Annotated in this window: 13 protein-coding genes and 4 pseudogenes; 3 read left to right on the top strand and 14 right to left on the bottom strand. The window is 35.8% G+C overall.

The window, feature by feature from the left end:
• Positions 1-52: 52 nt before the first annotated feature.
• From QM917_RS07925 to QM917_RS07910, 4 genes are all read right to left on the bottom strand, one after another.
• Positions 53-6,271 carry a DEAD/DEAH box helicase family protein gene (locus QM917_RS07925; RefSeq protein WP_179130684.1) on the bottom strand — a complete coding sequence of 2,073 codons (6,219 nt, stop codon included), beginning with the start codon at positions 6,269-6,271 and terminating at the stop codon, positions 53-55.
• A 47-nt stretch (positions 6,272-6,318) separates the two neighbouring features.
• Positions 6,319-6,729 (bottom strand): thrombospondin type 3 repeat-containing protein, encoded by a 411-nt coding sequence (locus QM917_RS07920; protein ID WP_020998530.1) that lies wholly within the window; start codon positions 6,727-6,729, stop codon positions 6,319-6,321.
• A gap of 715 nt (positions 6,730-7,444) precedes the next feature.
• Positions 7,445-8,662 (bottom strand): tyrosine-type recombinase/integrase, encoded by a 1,218-nt coding sequence (locus tag QM917_RS07915; RefSeq protein ID WP_001291561.1) that lies wholly within the window; start codon positions 8,660-8,662, stop codon positions 7,445-7,447.
• Positions 8,663-8,743: 81 nt separating this feature from the next.
• Complete coding sequence (locus QM917_RS07910) at positions 8,744-8,947, bottom strand: excisionase (RefSeq protein WP_000814511.1); 204 nt, start codon at positions 8,945-8,947, stop codon at positions 8,744-8,746.
• Here QM917_RS07910 and QM917_RS07905 point away from each other — a divergent pair.
• Positions 8,931-9,182, top strand: a complete 252-nt coding sequence (locus QM917_RS07905) for a hypothetical protein (RefSeq protein WP_001845478.1) — start codon at positions 8,931-8,933, stop codon at positions 9,180-9,182. The two genes, QM917_RS07910 and QM917_RS07905, sit on opposite strands and share 17 nt — an antisense overlap.
• 225 nt (positions 9,183-9,407) lie before the next feature.
• Here the strand turns inward: QM917_RS07905 and QM917_RS07900 are convergent, their stop codons facing one another.
• Positions 9,408-9,638, bottom strand: coding sequence for a helix-turn-helix domain-containing protein (locus QM917_RS07900; protein ID WP_000857133.1), 231 nt, complete (start codon positions 9,636-9,638; stop codon positions 9,408-9,410).
• Positions 9,635-10,057 carry a sigma-70 family RNA polymerase sigma factor gene (locus QM917_RS07895; protein WP_000804885.1) on the bottom strand — a complete coding sequence of 141 codons (423 nt, stop codon included), beginning with the start codon at positions 10,055-10,057 and terminating at the stop codon, positions 9,635-9,637. The genes QM917_RS07900 and QM917_RS07895 overlap by 4 nt, the downstream gene beginning before the upstream one ends.
• Positions 10,058-10,561: 504 nt before the next feature.
• On the opposite strand from QM917_RS07895, the pseudogene QM917_RS07890 reads away from it, so the two are divergent.
• Positions 10,562-10,783: pseudogene (locus QM917_RS07890) on the top strand (helix-turn-helix domain-containing protein); the annotation flags it as partial.
• A gap of 73 nt (positions 10,784-10,856) precedes the next feature.
• On the opposite strand, the gene QM917_RS07885 reads toward QM917_RS07890, so the two are convergent.
• From QM917_RS07885 to QM917_RS07865, 5 genes and pseudogenes are all read right to left on the bottom strand, one after another.
• Entirely contained in the window at positions 10,857-13,775 is a 2,919-nt protein-coding gene (locus QM917_RS07885; RefSeq protein WP_001240982.1) for a Tn3 family transposase, read from the bottom strand.
• A gap of 3 nt (positions 13,776-13,778) precedes the next feature.
• Positions 13,779-14,333: a recombinase family protein gene (locus tag QM917_RS07880; RefSeq protein ID WP_000576156.1), complete on the bottom strand. Its 555-nt coding sequence runs from the start codon at positions 14,331-14,333 to the stop codon at positions 13,779-13,781.
• A gap of 354 nt (positions 14,334-14,687) precedes the next feature.
• Positions 14,688-15,425: a 23S rRNA (adenine(2058)-N(6))-methyltransferase Erm(B) gene (erm(B), locus tag QM917_RS07875; protein WP_002321849.1), complete on the bottom strand. Its 738-nt coding sequence runs from the start codon at positions 15,423-15,425 to the stop codon at positions 14,688-14,690.
• A 176-nt stretch (positions 15,426-15,601) separates the two neighbouring features.
• Positions 15,602-15,652, bottom strand: a complete 51-nt coding sequence (locus QM917_RS07870) for a 23S rRNA methyltransferase attenuation leader peptide (RefSeq protein ID WP_414285429.1) — start codon at positions 15,650-15,652, stop codon at positions 15,602-15,604.
• A gap of 48 nt (positions 15,653-15,700) precedes the next feature.
• A pseudogene (locus QM917_RS07865) lies at positions 15,701-15,784 on the bottom strand (MLS leader peptide); the annotation flags it as partial.
• Positions 15,785-16,067: 283 nt separating this feature from the next.
• Between QM917_RS07865 and QM917_RS07860 the strand changes: the two are divergent.
• Positions 16,068-16,205: pseudogene (locus QM917_RS07860) on the top strand (XRE family transcriptional regulator); the annotation flags it as partial.
• A gap of 59 nt (positions 16,206-16,264) precedes the next feature.
• Here QM917_RS07860 and QM917_RS07855 read toward each other — a convergent pair.
• From QM917_RS07855 to QM917_RS07845, 3 genes and pseudogenes are all read right to left on the bottom strand, one after another.
• Complete coding sequence (locus QM917_RS07855) at positions 16,265-16,432, bottom strand: cysteine-rich KTR domain-containing protein (RefSeq protein WP_000336323.1); 168 nt, start codon at positions 16,430-16,432, stop codon at positions 16,265-16,267.
• Positions 16,433-16,550: 118 nt separating this feature from the next.
• Positions 16,551-18,470 (bottom strand): tetracycline resistance ribosomal protection protein Tet(M), encoded by a 1,920-nt coding sequence (gene tet(M) / locus QM917_RS07850; protein WP_000691734.1) that lies wholly within the window; start codon positions 18,468-18,470, stop codon positions 16,551-16,553.
• A gap of 15 nt (positions 18,471-18,485) precedes the next feature.
• Positions 18,486-18,533, bottom strand: a pseudogene (locus QM917_RS07845) (hypothetical protein); the annotation flags it as partial.
• Positions 18,534-18,599: the final 66 nt, after the last annotated feature.

Genomic DNA, 18,599 nt, shown 5'->3' with positions numbered 1-18,599 from the left:
ATCTTTATTCTACCGCGCTTTTCTTTTCTTGTCCGCTATTTATATCTATTTTTTAATCTAATTCAAAAGAAAGTTGTTCTTGCTTTTCTTTTCCTTTTTCGTGGAATTGTCGTAAGGCCTGATCAATAATATCTAAATCCGTTTCTGTTTCAATCAATGGCGCGAGTACATCGTATTCGGCCTTTTTAGTTTGATAATCCTCTTCCTTTGGAAAATTTTTCTCAATTTCTACCTTAGCAGTAGTCCATTTATCCTTTAATTCATCCAATAAGTTCTGAGTTTTCACTTGGTCATCTTTAATGTGGTCTATCGTATGCTGAAGCCTTTGAATTGTCCCCAAAGGAGAATACAAATCCAAACTGACAGAATACTGATTTTCTCCTACAATCTTAACAGAGAAGGTTTCAGGAAGAGGCTGATTCGTTGGTAGACTAAGCATTTTAATGTCAAATCCTCGATAACTTGCTAGGGTTCGAAATTCTTTGCTGTCAGATTGATTATGACGGATAAGACGGTGTAGGGATTCACCTGCTTCAGCTCGTTGCTCAAAAACTTGTTTACCTATCGTCATAGAAAATGATTGGTCTTTCGACATTTCAGACTGTTGAATGTCGCCTTCATACTTGCTTAATCGTTTCTCAAGAATGGGCATATTTTCTTCACAGTAAGAGATTGTATGACGATAGTGATCCTTGCTGCGTTGAAAGGCGCGTCTTTGATTTTCTAATAGAGTTAGATCATTCTCTAGTTCCATCTTATATTTGAGATAAGGATTACCTGTTGCTAGTGCCTTAAAATCAGAAGCTGTCATAGTCTGTTCATCAATATCTTCCGCAGCACGAATCGGCTCCTTAGAAGTCATAATCTGCTTAATATAACGGAGTTTGTTCTCCTGAGTTGCCCATAGATAATTATCAAACGAACCTTTGGTAATATAGTGGTAAATATCCACTTCCTTGTTTTCATTTCCCTGTCGGATAATACGTCCATTACGTTGCTGAATGTCACTTGGTCTCCACGGTACATCCAGATGGTGAACTGCTTTCATCTTGCTCTGAACATTTAAACCTGTTCCTCCTTTTTCAGTTGAGGCAAGAAGAACCCGAACCTCTCCTGCATTAACCTTTCGAGACAAGCTATTCTTCTTTTCATCACTATTGGCATCATGTACAAAGGCAATTTCCATACTAGGGATTCCTCTATCAACTAATAAAGCCTTAATCTCAGAATAAACATCAAAGCCATTATCTTTTTTCTTAGGTGTGCCAATATCTGAAAAAATCATCTGAGTAGCCTTATTTTCCATTCCCTCACGATAAATTCTTTCAACATTATCCACTACCTGAAGCAGTTTATGATTGTCTGCTAGACTATAACTAGAGTCCAATAAACGCATATCAATAGCTAGTTTCCGCGCCTCACCCGTAATCTTCAACATGTTATCCTGGCTCGGATCAACTGTTCCACATTTGACCATATCTGACCTCATAACTAATTCTTCTAAATAGAGTTTCTGGTTTTCAGTTAACTCACTCTCAATAGGGATAATATGAGCTTCTGGAACAGGTAAATCCAACATATCTTGTGTTTGAATGTCGGCTGTTTCTTTATAGATTTTCATCAACTCAGGTAGATTGACAAACTTTTTAAATCGTTTCTTAGGTTGGTACTTATCCCCTGTAGGAGCTAATTCCATAGAGTTTTGAATTTCTCCAAAAGCACCTACCCAAGAGTCAAAATAATCAACTTGATAGCGTTTTAAGATATCTGGTTGAATGTAGTTCATCATAGTATATAACTCACTAATAGAATTGGAAACAGGTGTTCCTGTCGCAAAGACAATGTTTTTAAAATCATGTTCTTCCTGAATCTGTCGAACCTTCATTTCCATATCCACATTCTTCTTAGACGTTGTATTGGTAATCCCTGCTACATTTCCAAGTCCAGTAATTGGACGTATATTTTTAAAGTGATGTGCTTCATCCACAAAGAGAAAATCAATTCCTAAGTTCTCAAAATCAATAAAACTATCACGATTAAAGCGTTGGAGTTCTTCCAATTGTCTCTCAAGACCACTTATTGATTGCTCTGCTTCTTTAACGGTGTACTTATTTTCAGAATGTGTTTTAATCTCTCGTAGTTCATTGAGTTTGTCCTCGATATAATTCATCTGTCTTTCCTTACTGACAGGGATTTTTTCAAATTGAGAATCCCCAATGACAATGGCATCGTAATCTCCTGTAATGATACGTGACACAAATTGTTTTCTTCTCGCCTTCACAAAATCTTTCTTAGTGGTCACAAAGACTTTTTTAGTAGGGAAAAATTTCATGATTTCTTGGCCAAACTGAGCAGACAAACTAGAGGGCACCACATACAAGGGCTTATGAACCATCCCCAACTCCTTTAATTTAAACCCAGCACCAAGCATGGTCAAGGTCTTTCCTGAACCTACCTCATGAGCTAATAAAGCTCTTTTTTCTTCTACGATTCTTTGAATAGCATTCTCTTGATGAGGACGAAGACTGATGTTTTGTGCCAAGCCATCAATGACTAGATGGCTACCATCATACTCTCGACTAACTGTTCGATTATAAAGACGATTATAGCTTTCCTCAATGACCTGTTGGACTTCTGGATACCGTGAGACAAATTCTTGAAAGAGCTCTTGTAAATGCTGCTCTTTTGCTCTTAGAACAGAGGTTTTTTCCAAATCTGTGATAGTCTTTTTCTTTTCCCCTTCCGTAACAGTCATGGTAATCGTCGGTTGGTTCGAATTAAGTAAATTCTCAAAAATCTTTCTTCCTGTATCATAACGTGACCCACTAACTCCAAGACTACTATCTTTGGCACTTGGATAGCGATAAACAAATGATGTCCTTAAATGAACCTGGCCATCGACAGGATTCACTTCAATGACTTGTTCAACATCTGGCGAAGACAATTCAAATTCACGATTGGTAAAACATTCAAAGGCAAATTTACCATAAACGGATTGAGGAATCCAACGTGACCCTATTTTGAACTCAATATCTGCCAGATGAATCCGTGGAGGGCGAACAGATTCTAACAAATCTAAAGCATGAGACCAGTCAAATTCTTGGTTGTTTTCATCTACTAATAGTTGAACTACTTCTATCTTATTGAGAATATCTCCTGACAAAAACTGGTTCTTAGAAAGATATTTTCTTTCCCCTCTTAAATAACTTTCTGGATCCATTAAAACCTGGTCACCTAACTCATCTAAAATAGCAGCTTGGCTATGTTCGGGATAAATTGATACCATATAGTCTAAATCAACTCCTCTACCATCCGATAAACTGGAGTTTAAGGCATCTAAAGCCGTTGATACTCTTGTAATCTCTCTCTCTGGTCTAACCAATGCTTTCTCAAAGGCTAAAGATTTTTTATATTTTACTTTCTGGTCTTTAGAATCGATGTATTCATCTTCTAAACTTGCTAGTAAAGAATACTTATCGTCACTATCAAATAAGTTCCGATTGACTGAGGCATTCAAGTATCCAAATTGACTTACAAAGCGGTCATAGTTATGATTGAGTTTACTAAGTAACACCTGAAATTCTGTCCGACTATAATCTTGATGACGTTGAATTTCAATTAAGGATTGATAGGTCTCTCTCAAATCAACCATGCCCTTAATGCGACTAATATCCTTATCCGATAAGGGACTTTCATAAAAGACAGTTTTTTTGAACAGTCCCTTATATTTCCCTCTTTTACTCGCTTCTTCTGACTTGTAAACATCTAGTGCTTCCTCTTCTGTCAAATGAAGTTGCACGAATCGGTCTATTTTATGTTCAGACAAAGAACTGTCCCAAGCTTTAAAATCTCCCTTCTCATCTACATAATAACTAATTTCGTCTACTTTTGAACTTTTCCGAATGCCATGCGTATCTCGGTAATAAATTTGATTTCCCTCATATCCAAAAGAATAGAGCGCTAAGTCCTCACGTATACGACTTGGGATCGAATTATCCACTTCTTCTTGGATAAAAACAGGTGCTTTCAAAGAATTGTCAATTTGTTTAGGTGCTTCCACATTCTCGAATGCTTTCATTATATCAGTAGATAATGTTTCTGATTCCCCCTTTACATTGAGGGTTCCTCCATTAAAATTACGTACTTCATATTCACCCAAAACTTGTGTGTTGTATTTCCCATCAAAATAAGGATTGATCCAGACACGCTTATCTTCCTCAAAGGGAATAGAGCCACTAAAGACAAGTTCCTCCTCATTAAGATTCTTTGCTTGATCCTTTTGAAAGAAGAGGAGATCTGTGGTCACTCGAGTACCTGCAATCGTTTTAAAAGCCGTATCCGGCAAACGAACACCCCCTAAAAAATGAGTGTTGGTTTTAATCTCTTGTAAGACATTATCTGTCCGCTTATCCATTGTCCCAATAGATGAGATAATCGACACTTGTCCTCCGTCTCTTACTAAATCAAGTGAGTGTTTGACAAAGTAATCATGAATCATATAAGGTTTATCGTAGTTTTTATCGGCAATGCGAAAATTTCCAAAAGGAACATTCGTTAAGACTAAATCAAAACTATTATTTTGATAGGGAACTTCTTCAAATCCTCGCACTTCAATATGGGTATTGGGGTGGAGTTGTTTTGCGATTGCGCCTGTCACACTGTCTAATTCAACCCCATAGAGCTCTGATTTATCTCGTATACTTCTAGGCATCGCCGCAAAGAAGTTCCCAGTCCCCATAGAAGGATCTAATATCCTTCCTCCCTCAAAACCATCATCCAGTAATTTTTGCCAAATCTGGCGAATAATCATTGGGTTTGTATAATAGGCTGTGAGAGAACTTTGTTTCATGGTGGAGTATTCTGATTTACTTACTAAACTCTTAAGAGTTAAACGTTCTGCTTCATACTTTTGATTGAGTTCATCGAAAAATTCATTAGCAAGACCACCCCATCCAACATACTTGGCTAGTAGTTCTTGTTCTTCTGGACTTGCTTGTCGTCTCTCTTTTTCTAATCTTTTAACAAGATCAATTGCGGCGATATTCGTTTCAATTTTTTCTCGATTTGTCTTAGGATAAAAGTCCTCTAAATCATCTGGAAAAACAAAATCTTGAACAGGGACATCCGTCTCTTCTATGCCTACAATAAGCGTTTCTGTTTCCTTATCCTTTTCATTTTCTTCTTCCAGGTAGGAAAACAGATCTATTTCCTGGCTTTCACTTGGTGATTCAATCTCAATCTCTGAATCTTCTTTTTCAAGTTCTAAATGAGACAATACTTGTTCAATCTCTTCCAAACTGTTCAAGTATAAGATAGGATTCTCTTCAAATAACTGGTTGGAATCATTGAATAGCTCTAGGCGAACTAAGTCATTTAACTGCGCATTTTCAATCGAAACCAACTGAAATACTTGTCCTTTATAACTTACTTGTGAACCGATTGGATATTCCCTCAAAGCTTCTTCTACAATTTTATCTACTTTAGATAGGGAATGAACTTCCACATTTTCTTCTACCTGGTCAATATTATCTAAAGGTAAGACTGCTTCCTCTACTTGCTTAGACTTTTCTCTTATAGCCTTTACTTCATCAAAATAAGTAATAATTTTCAGCTTTTGTGTCAGTGGGAGTTGTGTGTAGTTTTCTTCATGATGGACAAGATCCGTAACGATATCTAAAGTAGCCATCAATTCTGAACCCAAATAGGCTAGAACATCTCCTTCTTTTTCTTCAAAATGAATCTCAAGAACTTCTTTTTTTAGTTCTTTGGAATCAACCATTAGAAGAAACTCCTCTATATCTCTACTAATGCGGTCAGATAGATTATTCGCAACCCGATAGACATTGACTAAATTGACATCCTGATTCTGATGAAATACAAGCTCACTTAATGGTGTTAGCTTCTCTTTCTCAGATTGGATGTAAAATCGAGTGAAAAGATTATAGGTTGCGACTTCTAGCACCAAGTTTTTCTCAAAATTACTTAATTGAGATAATTTACTTAGACCTGCTTGTCCAAAATTTCTTGTGTAACTTTCTAAATCTTGGTCATTATTTTCAGAACTGGCCTCTAGGAAAGAGATAATATCTTGATGAAACGAATAGACATGAGGTATCTCCTCTATCTTGCCCTCTTCAGTCAAAAAACTCTCTACCAAATTCTGCCATTTCTCATCAAAATGTTGCGCTTGATAACGAAGAAATAAGTCCATTTTCTCTCTATCTTTTGGAATTGTTCCACGAAACATAGCCAATAATTGTATTACTTCCATACTCGCTCCTTTCATCTATACGAAAATAGGAGAATCACATGATTCCCCTACAACTCTATCTCCATTTCAACCTCTTGAGGACTGATTTCTAAATCACTAGATAAAAGAGAAACGGCATCCGTTCTCATGTAGTAAGTATATAAGTCTTCTAGGTCTTGTTGGTTTTCAATCCCTGTTTCAATACTAATCAGAGCCTGTATAAATTCCTTGTAGTGACTCTCCATCATATCTGAAATCTTTTGTTTCATTTCCATAAATACTGAGGACGGTTCAGTGATACTTGTTTGGTCTATGTCTTGTAAATCCTTTTCTAAGGGATTGGTTCCTTCTTCTATTTCCACTAAATCTGAACGACCATCACCATCAGAATCTGCGCTAAGAGGATTGGTTCCTAGCGCAAATTCTTGAGCGTCAGTCAGTCCATCTTGATCCGAATCACGTTGATAAATGGCTTCCATATACTTCCTTCTTTCTTAGTTAATCTTTTTTCACTCCAATCCTACCAAATATTCCTTGAAAGAAGTATCACAACAAAAAAGAGAACGAGCCAAAACTGCGTTCTCCTGAAAATGATAAAACATTACTATTAAAATAGATTACATGTAAAACTCTAATCAGGCAGAGCCTGCTAACTCATGACAGAAAAAGATGTTTAGCCTATAGTGCTGGCATTAAAAAATCCTCACACATCACGCAAGGAAATCGCTAAATAAAACAGGCTTTGACCATGTCGGGATTAATTGCAGCACATTCCAAGGATCCAGCTTTTTCTTTTTTTTATAATCGAATTTCCCAAAGAGTAAGCAAGATGAAGGCCGTCATTGCTTATGCTCATAAGATTCTCAGAATCATTTACAAACTACTTTCTGCCAAGCATACTTATCAAAAAGAGAAGGGGCTAGGACTGAGGAAACAGTTCTAACGCCAAAACTAAAAAATTTCAATTACACGCTAGTACAGGAATTGATTTTTTACGCTTTCTTACTGTTTTTTCAGTTCAAACAAAGTATAAATTTCTAATTATCTTTTTATATTTTCTTAAATGCTCGTAAAGCCTTATTCTATGTGCTTTCGAGTATTTTTACTGTAGGAAGATACTTCACGTTTCTTTGCATATTTCCTCATGTCTTAGCTGTCAGAAGTGGTAAATAAGTAGTAAATTCATTTGTACTACTAAGCAACAAGACGCTCCTGTTGCTTCTCTTTATTCAAGCGTTTCATTTCTGCCATTGCAGAATCGAATGTTGCATGTGCGTAATAGTTCAGCGTCATGGCTATATTAGCATGTCCCATAATGTACTGTAATGCCTTTGGATTCATTCCTGCATTTGCATAGTTGGTACAGAATGTATGTCGCAAACTATGTGGAGTGATGTGTGGCAATTTATCCTCGTTATACTTATTGTATTTCTTAACAAGACCTTTCATCATGCCGTTGTAATCACTTGCCACTTTTGGATAGTTCTTTCTATTAAGAAAGAGGAAATCACTATATCCATCAATCTCAACACGCTTATCATTCTTTCGATTCGCTAACACTCGCTTAAATGCTTGATAGGCTTCTTCAACCATAGGAACTTGACGTTCGCCACTTTTGGTCTTTGGTGTTTCAATGTAGTACCCAATTTCAGTATCTCTCAATAGCTGATGGTCTATATTGACAAGACGATTCTCAAAATCTAAATCTGGAAGTGTCAAACCACCAAACTCTGAAATACGAAGACCTGTTTTTAAGAGTATCAGAATTTCATCATAATTTTTGCTGTAGGTTTTATCAGCTTTTGCAAAGGCTAACAGTTTTTCTTCCTGTTCTTCTGTTAGTACGGTCTTAGGGACAGTATCATCATCAAGAACTGCTTTCAGTTGAAAGTCAAATGGATTCTTCCGAACACAATCATCTTGTATAGCAATATAGAATGAAGCCTTTAAAGAACGTTTGTAGTTATTGATGGTTTGATAAGCATAACCATTTTCACTCATTCTAATAGCCCATTCTTTAGCGTCTGATGGCTTAATACTGTCAATACTTCTTACACCTAACTTGTCTTTCTTCAAAATATCCATAAGATATTTGCGTCCAGTTTCAGTGTTTTTTCTAACCTTTGGTCTTTGAGCGTTCTGTTTTGCGTAAAGCTGGCAGAGTGTCATTTTCTTTCCTACAACATCAATACCATCATGAATGTCTTTCTGTAACTCTGCGATTTTCTCTCTAAGTGAGATACAATCACGCTTTCCTGCTGGTACTCGGTCTGTAGCCACAAGTTTCCACGAGTAAACAAATTGCGGTTCTCCAAATGAATCTATATATTTGTATAAGTATCTTCCGTCTTTTCGTTGGCTCTCTCCAGTCTTTAAGATTCGACCTTTATTGTCACGTCTTTTTTCTGACATGGCATTTGCTCCTTTCCTTTATGGAAAGAGCCTTGATACGACTTAATACTATTTTATCATATACAAGACCCTTTGGCGACGCTAGATTGCGTCCAATGTATCTATAATTTTTTCAAATTGTTTTCGTTTAATCTGAATACGATTGCCATTCATAATCAGCCAATTTGCATTTTTATTTTCCTCTGCCAAGCGTCGTAGCTTGTTTTCGCCAATACGAAAATATTTTGACGCTTCTTCAATGGTTAGGGTATAACGTTCCCAAATAGGAATGTCAGTCTGCTTCATAAAATCCTCCTTTCCAAATCACTTATTTGGATTTCATAAAAGTTGTTTTACCAGCAATCGAACAGCTTTAGCAAAGCTCACGGGAGTTCCACCCCTGCATGGTTCTCATGTAGCCATACTCATTGCCTGCGACGGTTTTATCACGCTCGGACTATTGACTGTATGGGAGTATCATTATCACGATAAGAATGTCGTTGCAGGCAATCCTGCTAAAGATTGCTTCTCGGATCACTAACATGAATCGCTCGCTATCTTTATAAGATAGGTCATGGCGGTTAGTTCCGTTGGCTCTTTTCTTATCGAAACGTATTCGATTACTTTTATTCAGTTTTCAAAGAACAATGGCTCGTTAGCCTATCAAAACACATTGAAAGCTCAATATGCTTTGGTGGAATAACAAACCTCCCTGTTCGGGAAGCGTGGAATGGTTTAGCACGCTTCCACGAAAGGAGAGAGGATATTACTTAATTTCAAATGACAAAATCTTTGTAATCAGTCTGGTTTCCATTCTTCCACGTAAGACTTCATCAACGACCATACTTTGATTGCCATATTCATCTTTCATAAGTCGTAGGGAACGCTTCGTTATGTACCCTCTGTAATGATGTAGAATCTGGTTAATCGCTTCGGTATCGCCATCTGTTGCCTTTACAATGAGAGGAAAGGGAATCATAGGATATTGTGTTTTCATTCTTCAAATTCCTCCATAAACTTTTTAATTAAGGCTAGTCCACTGGTTCTATGCCGATAGACAGTAGAACGGTTCAATTTCAACAGGTCTGCAATTTCTGAATCGCTCATGTCCATAAAGTAAAACAGCAGTAGAATTTCACGTTTCTTGTCTGGCAACTCACGTAATGCTTCACTCAACAAATCATTTTCAACGCCTACTGATAACCCATTGAGTGTAAAAATCTGAAAGTCAGTTGAATAGTTATCTGTTGTCGCAAACTGGCTAACAAGATAATCGCCAACATCCGAAAAGGACACCTCACGCTTTGCAATCCTTGAAAGATAAAGCATATAATTCTTTCGCTCGTCTTCCATAGCACGTTTACAGATATAGTCAAACTGATTTTCTATTGTGGTCTGAAAAGAAGATGGTTTCATGTTTCTCACCCCCTTTCTGTCTAGGAAAGGAAGTGAGCCTTGCTCGTTTATCTCCTTTCACTCTTAGTCCCAATGTGAAAGGGGGATTTGTTGCATTACTGATAAATAAACTTTGTAAAAAAGTTCTGAATAGCCAAAAAAGCATATAAACAGATTTATTTCTCTGTTTACATGCTTCTGTTATTCTATCTATATGATTTATAAAACCACATTGGTGGACGTACTTATCTATTGCAGATAGACGACTTTTTTTGACAAGAACCCAATGTAAGGAAATTTATTGTATATGATGTACTTCATGGCGACGTTGACCTCCAACAAACCGCCATTTGGAAGTAATATACAATATTTTAACAGCGTAAATAGCACTACCATATAACGGTTTTTTTTATTGGCGTTTAGTAGTGCTTTTTATTAAATATAAACCTATAAACCATATAACACGTTTTTCTATACCTGTTTTTAATTCAGTAGGAACAATAAAATGTATAGAGGTGGTCTACTATGCGTAAAAAAGAAGATAAATATGATTTTAGAGCCTTTGGTTTAGCCATTAAAGAAGCTCGATTGAAACGAGGTTTAACTCGTGAACAAGTGGGAGCATTGATTGAAATTGACCCACGGTACTTAACTAATATTGAAAATAAAGGGCAACACCCCAGCATACAAGTTCTTTATGACCTTGTATCGTTACTTCATGTTTCCGTTGATGAATTTTTCTTACCTGGGGTCCCGAGCGCTTAGTGGGAATTTGTATCGATAAGGGGTACAAATTCCCACTAAACCAATGTTTCAAGGCCTATTTATTTTTTATATTCAATTCTCTTAAGTGTTTAGGAATAGATAACAAGTCAAATTTATACTCTCCAAGAAAAGTGATATGCTCCCAATTAATAGGAGATACATGCTTCATATACTTAGTTACTTCGGGATCTATTTTGACGAGATAATTATAAGCTGCTTGTAAGTAGACGGCGTTCCATATACTTATTGCATTTATTAACACATTAAGCGCACTAGCACTTTGAAGTTGTCGGCGAATATCGCGCTCCATAAATTTTCCGCGTCGCCCAAAAAATAGTTCTCTAGCTAAAGCATTAATCGCTTCTGTCTTATTTAGTCCATGAGTGATCCTTCGCCGTAGCTCACTATCTGTAATATAATCTATCATAAAAATGCTCTTTTCAATGCGACCTAGTTCTCTCAGTGCAAGAGCTACTCTATTCTTACGTGCGTATGAGCCTAGCTTTCCTAATAGTAAAGAACTAGATACTTTTCCTGTTTGAATCGAATAGGCGATTCGTTTAATTTCATCATAGTTTTCTTCAATAATTTTTACATTGATTTTTCCGCTTATATCTTCTGATAAGTTAGGGTAGTAGGAAGGTGATTTGATAGAAAATAATTGTGATTTTTTTATATTTCTGATGCGAGGTTCAAAATCAAAGCCTAGTAATGCGGTCATTCCAAACACCTGATCAGAATACCCATTTGTATCAGTAAAATGTTCCTCAATATCTAGATCTGTTTCATGATAAAGTAGGCCATCAAGGGTATGAGTAGCTTCCCTTGTATTAGTTGAAGCAACCTCGATATGATGAGTCGTATGCCTATCATTTATTGATCGAATCATTGTAGCTCCTTTTTCCATACTTTTGTAATGTGGATTAACATCGGATTTTAGAGCTGAGACGCCCACTGGGACGCGCATTCCGTCTGAAGCAGTGGTTTTTCCTTCACCCCAAAAGTCTGCAACAGGAAGCTTTAACTGATAATTAACCAAAACAGATTGAGCACGAGTCAGAGCTTCTTTATAAAAGCGCCATTGTTTGGCATTGGCTAACTGAGAATAAGAAATTCCAGGAGTTGATTGGGCCATTTTTTCAAGACCAATATTCATCCCTAAACCCAGCAAAGCAGCAAAAATAATTTTTCTTTCTTGTTCACTCGGCGGTTTCCCTGTAGAATCATGACTAAATTCTTGTGAAAAGTTGGTCCAACTGTCCACCTCAATTAAAAGATCACTAAGCCTTATCTTAGGAATTATTGAATAAAGTTTTTTTCTATATATTTCTGCTTCGCTAGGTGTAACTTTTTCCAACTTTTTAAGGTTTGCTCTTGAAATTCTCTTATCAACTGTCGAATAAAATTGAAGCTGTAAATCTAAAATTATTTCCCGATCCTTTAAATAGTCCTCAAACGTGTCTGGAATAGTTTCTGAATCAATACAAGCAGATAAATCAACTAAGTAATCATCAATATTTCGATGGATCATACTTCCTTCAACTGAAATATCTCCTGATCGAATATTGTTCTTTAGCTCGGTGAAAGCTACTAACTCATAGTAAGACCGATCTATTTTCCCCTCTTCTGGCCGAACAAGGCTTTTCCATTTTTTACTCACAAAATCAGTAGAAGTATCTGCCGGTATTTTTCTTTTACCACTATTGTGTAAATCAGTTAGTTGAGTTAGGGCCATGAGGACTGGATTTGCTGCCGGAGTTGCTTTGAACGAAAGGGTCCTCAATAACATTGGCGTGTATCTTCGGAGGTAATTAGCTTTATTTCGAACCATTTCTAAATAGCCATGATTTTTATTACCTGTAATTTTTTTAGCTTCTTCTCCATCTTGTACTAAATCTTCCCAAGGCATGATTCGTTCAATTTCGTCAAAAGGATTACTATCATTATCTTTTGCAAAGTGAAGAGCATCAATTAAAGAAGCATAATGTTCCAATTTTTTAGTAGCCAATTTTCCTTTTTCTTTTAACTGTTCTTGTGAATCACGTGTCCCTTTGCGTTTAATACTTGCTAAAATGCGGTCATTAATCTCAATCAGTTGATCGATCAGATATTGATGATGATTGACTAAAAAAGCAATAAGTAAAGAGTATCTTTTTTCAAGCTCAAAACGGGAGAAGTCATATGCATCATAATTTTCCCCTAGTCTAGCTAGCTGAAGAAACCTGTTCCGATTAATATGGGAGACATTAATTGTCCCGAGTCCCATGGAAGCAATCACTTCCACTTTTTTACAAATACTCATAAAGCTTTCTGGATTTGCCTTACCTGGAATGTCTTTTAGCCAAGCGAGTTTAGTTATTTTCGTCTCTTCATAAATTTGAAACAAACTCTCTAGTTTTTCAATTTGTATATCTGTTAATGAACAGAGTAATATTGAAAATAAGTTGTTTTCTGCTTTATCTCGACAGCGGCTTATAATGTCTTCAAGTGTAGCTATAGATGGAAAAATAATTCTTTTTCGAGTTAAGAAATCAATTGTTTTTTTCATTAGATAGATAGAGTCATCATTTTCTAAAGCTAGTTCAATTAAATATTCTATTAACTGTTTTTGTGTATTAGCACTACCGAATCGATGATAGTTGAATACTTCTAAGATCTCGTTGAAGTGATTTGCACGTGTATTTCTATGATCATATGAATTTAAATCAATTGCATCAAGATGGAGCTGTCGACTCACATAAGAAGTTAGTCTGGTTGATTTAATCGGCCAATTACTTAAAGAACACCCAGGATACCGGGCCAAACAAAGTTGTATCGCAAATCCTAGTTTATTGACCTTTCCACGGTGTTGATTAATAACCTCCAGATCATAATCAGAAAAACTAAAATACGCTTTAAAATCCTCTTCTGATAAGTGGTCTACAGAAAGAAGTTGTTCACGCTGTGAAGTAGTTAAAATTCTTTTCATAGCCATATCTTAAGCATTCCTTTTATTGAGGTAACGGTAAAAGGTTGTTTTGCTTAATTTAGAGGCATCAAGAATTTGACGAATAGAATACTCTTTGCTGTCATACATTTTTAAAGCTAAATCAATTGATAGCTTACCTTTACTTGGACGGCCCCCTTTTTTTCCTCGGACTCTGGCTGCCTTAAGACCAGAGTTAGTTCGTTCAATAATAATATCCCGTTCCAGTTCTGCTAAACTAGCCATAACTCGGAAAAAGAATCTTCCCATAGACGTTGAAGTATCTACGTTATCTTGAATAGATATAAAATTGACACTAAGTTCTTCAAATAATTCAGAAAGTTCAATCAAATGTTTAGTTGATCGTGAAATTCGATCTAACTTGTAAATGACAACAGAATCTCCTTCACGTAGTAGGTTGATCATTTCTTCTAATTGCGGTCGGTCTTTTTTCGCACCAGTTACTTTTTCTTGAAATAATTTATCAATTCCATAATGAGTAAGTGCATCAATTTGTAAACTAAGATTTTGATCATCCGTACTCACTCGAGCATAGCCAAAAATCATAAAAAAACCTCCTTAATTTTATAATTTAAATGTACCATAACTCATTAAGTATAACTATATAGGAACTATGAAAAAGGAACGGATTTTGGTACTTGATTTACTTAAAAAACATTTAGAAAAAGCAGGAAAATGAAAAGGTACCATAAACGGTCGTTTATGGTACCATTCAAATTTATCCTTATTGTACAAAATAACAGCGAAATTTTTAAATCTATTCCTTATCGATACAAATTCCCCGTAGGCGCTAGGGACCTCTTTAGCTCCTTGGAAGCTGTCAGTAGTATACCTAATAATTTATCTACATTCCCTTTAGTAACGTGTAACTTTCCAAATTTACAAAAGCGACTCATAGAATTATTTCCTCCCGTTAAATAATAGATAACTATTAAAAATAGACAATACTTGCTCATAAGTAACGGTACTTAAATTGTTTACTTTGGCGTGTTTCATTGCTTGATGAAACTGATTTTTAGTAAACAGTTGACGATATTCTCGATTGACCCATTTTGAAACAAAGTACGTATATAGCTTCCAATATTTATCTGGAACATCTGTGGTATGGCGGGTAAGTTTTATTAAGACACTGTTTACTTTTGGTTTAGGATGAAAGCATTCCGCTGGCAGCTTAAGCAATTGCTGAATCGAGACTTGAGTGTGCAAGAGCAACCCTAGTGTTCGGTGAATATCCAAGGTACGCTTGTAGAATCCTTCTTCAACAATCAGATAGATGTCAGACGCATGGCTTTCAAAAACCACTTTTTTAATAATTTGTGTGCTTAAATGGTAAGGAATATTCCCAACAATTTTATACCTCTGTTTGTTAGGGAATTGAAACTGTAGAATATCTTGGTGAATTAAAGTGACACGAGTATTCAGTTTTAATTTTTCTGACGATAAGTTGAATAGATGACTGTCTAATTCAATAGACGTTACCTGTTTACTTATTTTAGCCAGTTTCGTCGTTAAATGCCCTTTACCTGTTCCAATTTCGTAAACGGTATCGGTTTCTTTTAAATTCAATTGTTTTATTATTTGGTTGAGTACTTTTTCACTCGTTAAAAAGTTTTGAGAATATTTTATATTTTTGTTCATGTAATCACTCCTGAAGTGATTACATCTATAAATAAATACAGAAGTTAAACGATTTGTTTGTAATTTTAGTTATCTGTTTAAAAAGTCATAAGATTAGTTACTGGTAGGAATTAATCTAACGTATTTATTTATCTGCGTAATCACTGTTTTTAGTCTGTTTCAAAACAATAGATGTTTTATCTAACAATAGATGTTTTATCTACATTACGCATTTGGAATACCAACATGACGAATCCCTCCTTCTTAATTACAAATTTTTAGCATCTAATTTAACTTCAATTCCTATTATACAAAATTTTAAGATAATGCACAATCAACACACTCTTAAGTTTGCTTCTAAGTCTTATTTCCATAACTTTAGGGTTAACCATACGCAAGACCAATCACTCTCGGACAATACTCATGATTTTAATGATAAAATCCATGTTAAACCCATAGATAAGAAATACACCTGCAATAACCGTTACCTGTTTGTGCCAATTTAAAAATGCACCACTTTTTTATAATTAAAACGGTTGAAAACTGTACCACTAATAACTCACAATAGAGAGATGTCACCGTCAAGTTAAATGTACAAAATAACAGCGAAATTTTTAAATCTATTTCTTATCGATACAAATTCCTCGTAGGCGCTCGGGACCCCTACCTGCTAATAACTTGGTAAAAAGCACCCGACGATTACAGATAGAGAAATACATGGATAGCTTTACAGACAAAGAACTATCCTTAATGGAATCTTTAGCCAGCGGTATCAACGAAGCAAGAAACATCGAAGACTAATTAAAAGAATCCATACATAACGGAAAGAGCCGATAAAATGAGATTGTATTAATCTCATTTTATCGGCTCTGCGTCTTTGCGTCTGGCTCTGTAATCACAGTTACTTTGAACTGCTTTATTTCAATTAAATTTTCTTGTCTGCATTTCGGACAATAGAGGGGGAATTTTTTTAATTCAGTATCTTCCCTTATCTTTAATCGTGTTTTATTTCCACATACAGGACACAATATCCACTTGTAGTTTATAATAACTATCTCCTCCTTTACACTTTAATTCAAATCTTTATTAAAAAATATTTCATCTTATTTAACAAGAAACCATATTTATATAACAACATAAAATACACTAAGTTATTTTATTGAACATATATCGTACTTTATCTATCCGACTATTTGGACGACGGGGCTGGCAAACAGGTTCACCGGTAGTAACATGGTACCCTTTTAACTCTGTTAAACAAACACTACGTCCATTTGTAAAGAAAGTTAAATCACTACGATATTCTTGAATACACCGAGCAGGGATTTCTCCACTAAGAATGACCTCATTATTTTTCAATTGAGTGTCTACGATGTTCGCACAATATTTAGGAGCATCGTTGTATGCTCGTGAAAGATATTCCTGTGGCGCATAAATTTTAAAACTAAGATATGGCTCTAACAATTCTGTTCCAGCTTTTTTTAAGACTTGTTCCAATACAATAGGAGCAAGCATCCGAAAATCTGCTGGGGTACTAACAGGGCTATAGTATAAGCCATACTTAAAACAGATTTTACAGTCCGTCACATTCCAACCATACAATCCTTGTTCACAGCCATAGCGTATCCCCTCCATAACTGCATTTTGAAACGATTGATTTAAGTATCCAAGAGAAACCGAGCTCTCATACTGTACTCCGCTCCCTAATGGAAGCTGTGCTACAGATAGACCAATGGAAGCCCAGAAAGGATTCGGTGGAACTTCGATGTGAATGGTATACTCTGCTTTTTTTAACGGTCTTTCCATATAAATGACTGTAGGCTCTTTTATTTCTATCTCCACATGATACTTTTCTTGCAGCAGAGCACAAGTCACTTCCATTTGTACTTTCCCTAAGAAAGAAAGTATGATTTCATGTGTCGCAGAATCCACATAATATCGCAGAAGCGGGTCACTGTCGGAGATTTCTAAAAGTGCATCAAGTAACATTTCCCTTTGTTGAGGTTTGCTCGGTTCAACAGTCGTTTGCAGCAGAGGGAGGGGATTTTCAATTCTCTCTCTCTGTGGCAATAGCTTTGTATCTCCAAGAACACTATTTAACTTCAAAAACTCATTCTGCAAAATAACAATTTCCCCGGAATAAGCCTTATCGATTTTACATAATTCACCATTTATTGAAGTATACATTTCTGTAATTTTTATTTTTTCCTTTTCCGATATTCTAACCGAATCTCGCAAATGCAGTACGCCACTATAAAGACGTATATATGCAAGACGCTGTCTTTTTTCCGAATACTCAATTTTGAAAACATTTCCGCAAAGTTCAGACGGACCTCGATGTGTTGATGAATAAAATTTATTAGTAATCACTTCTATAAGGTTATCAATCCCTATATTACTTTTTGCACTTCCATGATAAAGAGGGAACAGAGAACAATTCTGAAATCTTATGCTTTCCTCTTGTTCGAGTTCCAATGCTTCTAATGATTTACCGGACATATATTTCTCTAAAAGGTCATCGTTTCCCTCTATTACCGTATCCCATTGTTCAGATTCGGTAAAGTTCGTCACACACATATTAGGATACAGTTCTACCTTCTGTTTGATTACAATTTCGGCAGAAAGTTTCTCTTTAATATCCTGATAAACCGTTGATAAATCAATTCCATTTTGGTCAATCTTATTGATAAAAAAGATTGTGGGAATCCCCATTTTCCTAAGTGCATGAAATAATATACGAGTTTGTGCTTGTACGCCATCTTTTGCAGAAATCAGTAGAATTGCCCCATCTAAAACTGATAATGAACGATATACTTCTGCTAAGAAATCCATATGTCCTGGCGTGTCTATGATGTTCACCTTCGTATTTTCCCACTGAAAAGAGGTTATTCCTGTCTGAATTGTAATTCCTCTCTGACGTTCTAAAAGCGTATTATCCGTCCTCGTTGTACCTTTGTCCACGCTTCCTAATTCTGTAATCGCTCCACTGTTATATAATAAGCTTTCTGTTAAGGTAGTTTTTCCTGCATCAACATGAGCTAAAACTCCAATATTAATAATTTTCATGTGATTTTCCTCCATTCAAAAGCCCAAAAGGGCATAAAAATCCCAGTGATAAATACTCTTATCACTGGGATTTTTATGCATAACCATAGGCATACAAAGCATACAGATATTCTCCGGATACTTTAGAAT

This window comes from Streptococcus infantis (assembly GCF_047460685.1).
Classification (GTDB): domain Bacteria; phylum Bacillota; class Bacilli; order Lactobacillales; family Streptococcaceae; genus Streptococcus; species Streptococcus infantis_AD.
This window is presented reverse-complemented; position numbering and strand designations above follow the sequence as displayed.